The 5,422-nt window shown below is 61.7% G+C and carries 5 protein-coding genes and 1 pseudogene; 4 read left to right on the top strand and 2 right to left on the bottom strand.

What is annotated here, in order from left to right; genetic code table 11:
• Positions 1 to 143: 143 nt before the first annotated feature.
• Positions 144 to 1,115: a thymidylate synthase gene (locus tag VFE81_RS19810; RefSeq protein WP_325046220.1), complete on the bottom strand. Its 972-nt coding sequence runs from the start codon at positions 1,113 to 1,115 to the stop codon at positions 144 to 146.
• 139 nt (positions 1,116 to 1,254) lie between these two features.
• Positions 1,255 to 2,649 (bottom strand): sigma-54 dependent transcriptional regulator, encoded by a 1,395-nt coding sequence (locus VFE81_RS19805; protein WP_325046219.1) that lies wholly within the window; start codon positions 2,647 to 2,649, stop codon positions 1,255 to 1,257.
• 536 nt (positions 2,650 to 3,185) lie between these two features.
• Here VFE81_RS19805 and VFE81_RS19800 point away from each other — a divergent pair.
• The 4 genes and pseudogenes from VFE81_RS19800 to VFE81_RS19785 form a co-directional block, all read left to right on the top strand.
• Positions 3,186 to 3,671, top strand: a complete 486-nt coding sequence (locus VFE81_RS19800) for a hypothetical protein (protein ID WP_325046218.1) — start codon at positions 3,186 to 3,188, stop codon at positions 3,669 to 3,671.
• An 84-nt stretch (positions 3,672 to 3,755) separates the two neighbouring features.
• Positions 3,756 to 4,283 carry a hypothetical protein gene (locus VFE81_RS19795; RefSeq protein ID WP_325046217.1) on the top strand — a complete coding sequence of 176 codons (528 nt, stop codon included), beginning with the start codon at positions 3,756 to 3,758 and terminating at the stop codon, positions 4,281 to 4,283.
• A 44-nt stretch (positions 4,284 to 4,327) separates the two neighbouring features.
• The gene (locus VFE81_RS19790; protein WP_414695627.1) at positions 4,328 to 4,906 is read left to right on the top strand and encodes a hypothetical protein; all 579 of its coding nucleotides are present in this window, start codon (positions 4,328 to 4,330) and stop codon (positions 4,904 to 4,906) included.
• Between the two features lie 26 nt (positions 4,907 to 4,932).
• Positions 4,933 to 5,422, top strand: a pseudogene (locus VFE81_RS19785) (hypothetical protein); the annotation flags it as partial.

Raw genomic sequence — 5,422 nt, 5'->3', positions numbered from 1 at the left:
GCACCCACTGGAGTGCGCCCATGCTGGGCGCACCAAGAAAAAACCCCCGCGATTCGCATCGCGGGGGGTTTTCTTTGAGCTTTGAGCTTTGAGCTTTGAGCTTTGAGCTTTGAGCACGCAGCGAGCAGACGCTCAGACCATGTTCAGACCGCCATCGGCGCCGTCAGCGGCTCGTGATGCCGATAGCCGACCAGCGAGAAGTCCGACGGCTCGATTTTCTCGAGCCATTCCGGCTCATACACGCCGGTTTTCACATAGTCCGGCACACGGTCCGAGATCGCGAAGGCGGGGCTTTCGTACGGCTCACGCGTGAGTTGTTGCTGCAGCATGTCGAGCTGGTTCTCGTAGATATGCGCGTCGCCGATGAAGTAGGTAAACCAGCGCGGTGTATAACCCGTCAGACGGCCGACCAGATGCAGCAACGCCGCGCCTTCGGTCAGATTGAACGGCGTGCCGAGGCCGACATCGTTGCTGCGAATATACAAACACAGCGAAATTTCACGGCGCGCGGCGTTCGGCAGGAACTGATAAAGCAGGTGGCAAGCCGGCAGCGCGATCTGGTCCAGCACAGCGGGGTTCCAGGCATGAAACAAAATTCGCCGGTCAGCGGGGTTCTGCATGATCGTGTCGAGACACTGGCGCAACTGGTCGATCGCCTTGTACAGCAGTACCTTGGAGCTGCCGTCTTCCTCGAATTCCGTCACCACCTGGAAGCCACGCGCAGTGGCGTCGGCCAGCTGCGCGCTCGCGCCGGCATCCAGCACCTTGTAGGCCGGCCACTGGCGCCACTGCACGCCATATACGTCGCCGAGATCGTCCGCGCCCTGGCGATACGGATTGGCAAGCCATTGTGGATTCTGGTTGGCATTCGCGTCCCACACCTTACAACCCAGATCGCGAAAATCCGCGGCGCTGCGTGAGGCGCGCAGAAATCCGACCAGTTCACCCACCGCCGATTTGAAGGCCAGTTTTTTCGTGGTGACCGCGGGAAAGCCCTGCTGGAGGTCGAAGCGCAACATGGCGCCAGGCATGCTGATGGTGCGGATGCCGGTGCGGTTCTCCTGCCACGTGCCGGTGTCGAGAATCGTGCGGACGAGGTCGAGGTATTGTTTCATGCGGGTTCCTTCGACGAAGCGCGCCCCTGGTCAGGAGCGGACGCCACGGAGATTGAGCGGAAAACCCGATTTTAACAAGCGCAGCCGGACGGCGCCCGGTCGAGGCGCGCGGCGGAGAAAATATCGGTAGGAAAGCCCGTCAGAGATGCGGCACGGAAGCCGGCAAGTCGCCGTGTGGCGCGCTCAGCGGCCCGCCTTCCATATGGCGCATGCCGTGCGAGCACAACAGGCGGTACAACGTCACGCGCGAAATGCCGAGTTCCTGCGCGGCGTCGCCGAGACGGCCGCGATGGCGCAGGAGGGCGAGCTCGATTGCCTGGCGTTCGGCCGCTTCGCGCGCCTGCGCGAGCGACACCGGCACGATCTCGACATACTCGGCGAGCTCGAGATCGCGCGCCGTGATTGCACGCCCTTCCGACATCACGATGGCGCGCCGCACGCGATTGATCAACTCGCGCACATTGCCCGGCCAGCCGTAGTTATGCAGCGCCGCGATAGCGTCGGGCGCGAAGCCGCGCAAGCGGCGGCTTGCATCTTTCTTGAAACGTTCCAGCATGTGCCGCGCAAGCAGTTCGATATCCTTACCACGTGCGCGCAACGGCGGTTCGTCGATTTGCAGCACGCACAGGCGGTGATACAGGTCGGAGCGGAACCGCCCTTCGATCATCGCGGATGTCATATCCACGTGAGTTGCCGAGATGATGCGCACGTCGACGTCGATCGAACCGTGGCCACCCAGCCGCTCCACTTTACGTTCCTGCAGGAAGCGCAACAGGCTCGCCTGGCTTTCGAGCGGCAAATCGCCGATTTCGTCGAGAAACAGCGTGCCGCCGTTGGCCGCTTCCACGCGGCCGATCTTGCGCTGATTGGCGCCGGTGAACGCGCCGCGCTCATAGCCAAATAGTTCGGATTGCAACAGATGTGGCGGAATCGCGCCGCAGTTGATCGGCACGAAAGGCGCATTGCGGCGCGCCGAGCGTTCGTGGATCGCGACCGCGGTCAACTCCTTGCCGGTGCCCGATTCACCTGAAATAAACACCGGCGCGTCGGTCATGGCCACTTTACGGATCGAACGGAACAGCGCGAGCATCGCATCACACGAGCCGACCATTTCGCCCTCAGCGCCTTGCGATGCATCGTTCGATGCCGATTCGCCAAGCGAGATCATGCCGTATGCATGGCCGACAGAATCGACGATCCGGTCGCCCGAGTAAGGCACCGTTACATAGTCGAAACAATAGTCCCGCACGAGCCGGCGCAAGGCCGCGTCCTGCAATTGTCCGGGCGTGGTGGCCGCGACCCAGCCGACGTTGGGCATAGTCAGACAGGATTCGAAGGCGGCAATTTCGTGTGGCTGAAAATCGCTAGACAGATCGAGCAAGCCGCCCGCCGCCATTCCGGCGCGAACAGCACGGCGCACATCGCGCGCCGACCCCACGACTTCGACATGCCAGCCGCGCTGATGGAAGCGGGTATTCAGCTCCGCGCTCGGATCACGTGAAACGTAAATCAGTTGCCGCGTTGCGGGTTCCATTATTCAGATCCTCTCGTCAACGAACGTTAAGGATGACGCACGCACCTGAACTGAAGTTCAGACACGCTGACTCGTTCGGGATTCGCGAAATAGCAAAACCCGAACGGCCATTCCATTCCGTGCGGACAGCTGATCCCCAAGAAAGCGGCGTGTGTGTTTGAGACGGCCCGTTAGCGGGCTTTTTTAAATCTGAAGCTGTTTTCGAGAGCTTACTATACGCGCGCCACTTGGAAAACAATTATGCGAATTTAATCGGGGACCCCTTTCCCAGCAAGGCCAAGCGGCCGATCAATACTTATTCAGCTTATGAATAAAACCATTGTGGAAGCGCTTTTCCTGGCGTTCACCCCAAGGTAGTTCATACCTTCAGATTTAACGAATTACAGGTATTTTCTGCCTACCGTTTCAGCGCTGAAACGTTTTTGACCGATTTCCCAGTTGTTACTCCGAGGCATACGGGTCACGTCCAGACGCACCAATGGATTGCGACTCATGGCACACGTTTCGCTAAATGGTGTGCACCAAGGAGGCACATCATGCGACTCGCTTTCCGCATCGACCTGAGCAGCAGTGCACCTTGCGCTGCACTATGCGCCGCCGCAGTGGCCTTGAGCGTACTGTCCGCTGGCGTCAATGCACAGGAATTCGCCCCCTCTCAATCAGCCACGATGGCCGAAACCGCCGGTGCCGGTTCCGCCACCCTCACGAGCACGACGCTCGCAGTGGTGGCTTCGCCGGACACGACGGCCCCTGAAAGCCAGCTCGCCGGCGACGTACTGAGCCTCCCGGCCGATGCTGCATCCGTGAACTACTTTTCGCTCGACGACCAGATGCTGTCGCGGCAGCGCGGCGGCGCGGTCGGCATGTTGATGGTGGCCGCCACGCCGCAACTGATGGGCGGCAACGGCGGCAGCAGCAACGTGACGCTGTGGGACGAGATCGCCCCGCCCTCGCCGTTGCCGATTCCGGTCGACGCCGCGCGCGCTGCACAGGGCAATGTCGTCAATTACCAAAGAAAGTAGCCCGAACAAATTAGCGATGCAAATCGGCGGCTGTGGCGTACCCAACACACCACGCGCTAACAGAACGAGAGCAAGGACCGAGACATGACCACTTCAATCCGGACGCCGGGCGCACACAGGTCGCCGGCGGCGTTGTCCACCCCGTTGCCGGCGGTTCTGGCAACCATCGTCGCCTTGTTCGCCGCGTGTTTCACCGTCGGCGCCGCCGCGCAGCAGACCGTCAACCCGGGCGACATCATTGTCGAACGCACGGTCACCCCGCGCGATGCCTTCGTGCCGGTGCCGCGGGACCAGGACCCGGTCGCGGTGCGTGCCACCGCGTTCCCGGCCAATAGCTTCAATCCGGCGATCGCCCAGCTTGTCGGCGATACCGATCTGACGAATGCGCACGGGTCGAGCGGCGTCGCCGACGGCGGCGTGCTCGGCGGCACCGGCATGCAGGCGGTCACGCAAATCCTGAGCGGCAAGACGACTGGCAACAACATCGCGCTGAACGCCGGCGGCATCGGCATGCCGGGCCCGGGCATCGGCGGAACGATCACCTCGTCGGTGACGGGTGCGCTGGCGCCGCTGTCGAGCGCCCTCTCCGGCTCGCTCGGAGGTCTGAAATGAGCGCGCTCAAAGTCAGGCCACTGCATGTGGCGCTGTTTGTCTGCATGAGCGGCTCAGTCCTCGTGGCGGGCCATGCCCACGCGCAAGCAGTACCGACCGTCGGCGCCGACGCGACGATCGGCAACGGCGCCGGCGCCGGCGTCACCGGCGCGTTCACGGTCAATGAAACGGCCGGCATCAATAACGCGCAACTCAATCAGGTCACGGTTTCGAACGGCGGCGTAGTCGGCAACGACAACGCCAGCGTGCAAAGCGCGACGGCGGCCGCGAAGGTCACGAATGCGCGGGCCTCGATCGAAGCCAATGCTTTTTCGAATGCATCCGGTGCGGTGCTGGTGAACCAGTCCGTCGGAGTAGGAAATCTGCAGCGCAACAGCATCCAGTTGGGTACTGCTGCACTCGGAGTCGAGACCGTCTCGGATGGGGAGCTATCCGCGACGGCCCCGAAAAACGGAGGTCTGGGTCAATCCATCGGGGTTCATAGCGTACGCGAGGCAAACATATCCAGCGATGCCTTCAAGAACGTCAGCGGGATCGTGCAGATCAACCAGACCGCCGGCGCCGGTAATGCCACGGCAAACAGTTTTGTGCTCCGTCCCCCGGCGGGCACTTTTTTTAACTGACCACACTTAAAGTATCGGAGCGAATCATGAAGCGCACTCTTATTGCTGCAGCCGTCCTCGTCGCCGCATCCAGCAGCACGTTCGCCGCACCGCAAAAGGCCTACCTGTTCAACGCCACGCTAGTCGGCGAAGCAGTAGGCGTCGAAGGTCTGGTGGGCCTGTTTGGTTGCGTCCACGTGTCGAGCACGGCGGGCGCAGTCATCAACAATAATCAGTCGGTCAATGTGCATGCGTCGCTTGACCCGCAAGCGCAGAGCTACACGACCGGTAAGGTGACGACGACCGTCAACAACAACTCTTCGTCGATCAAGGCCAGCGGTACGGCCTTCGCTGTGACATCGCAAAGCCACTCGACGTCGTCATCCAGCTCGCAAGGCTACCAGGCCTCGGCCGGCTATGCGTACGGCAATCAAAGCAGCTCGGTGGCGGGTGGCGGCTATGAAACCAGCCAGCAGGCATCAGGAATCGAAGGCAGCTTCAGCCATACCAGTCAGAATTCCGGCGGCCATATCGCAG

The sequence above is a fragment of the Paraburkholderia sp. genome (assembly GCF_035656215.1).
In the GTDB taxonomy this organism is placed as follows: domain Bacteria; phylum Pseudomonadota; class Gammaproteobacteria; order Burkholderiales; family Burkholderiaceae; genus Paraburkholderia.
This window is presented reverse-complemented; position numbering and strand designations above follow the sequence as displayed.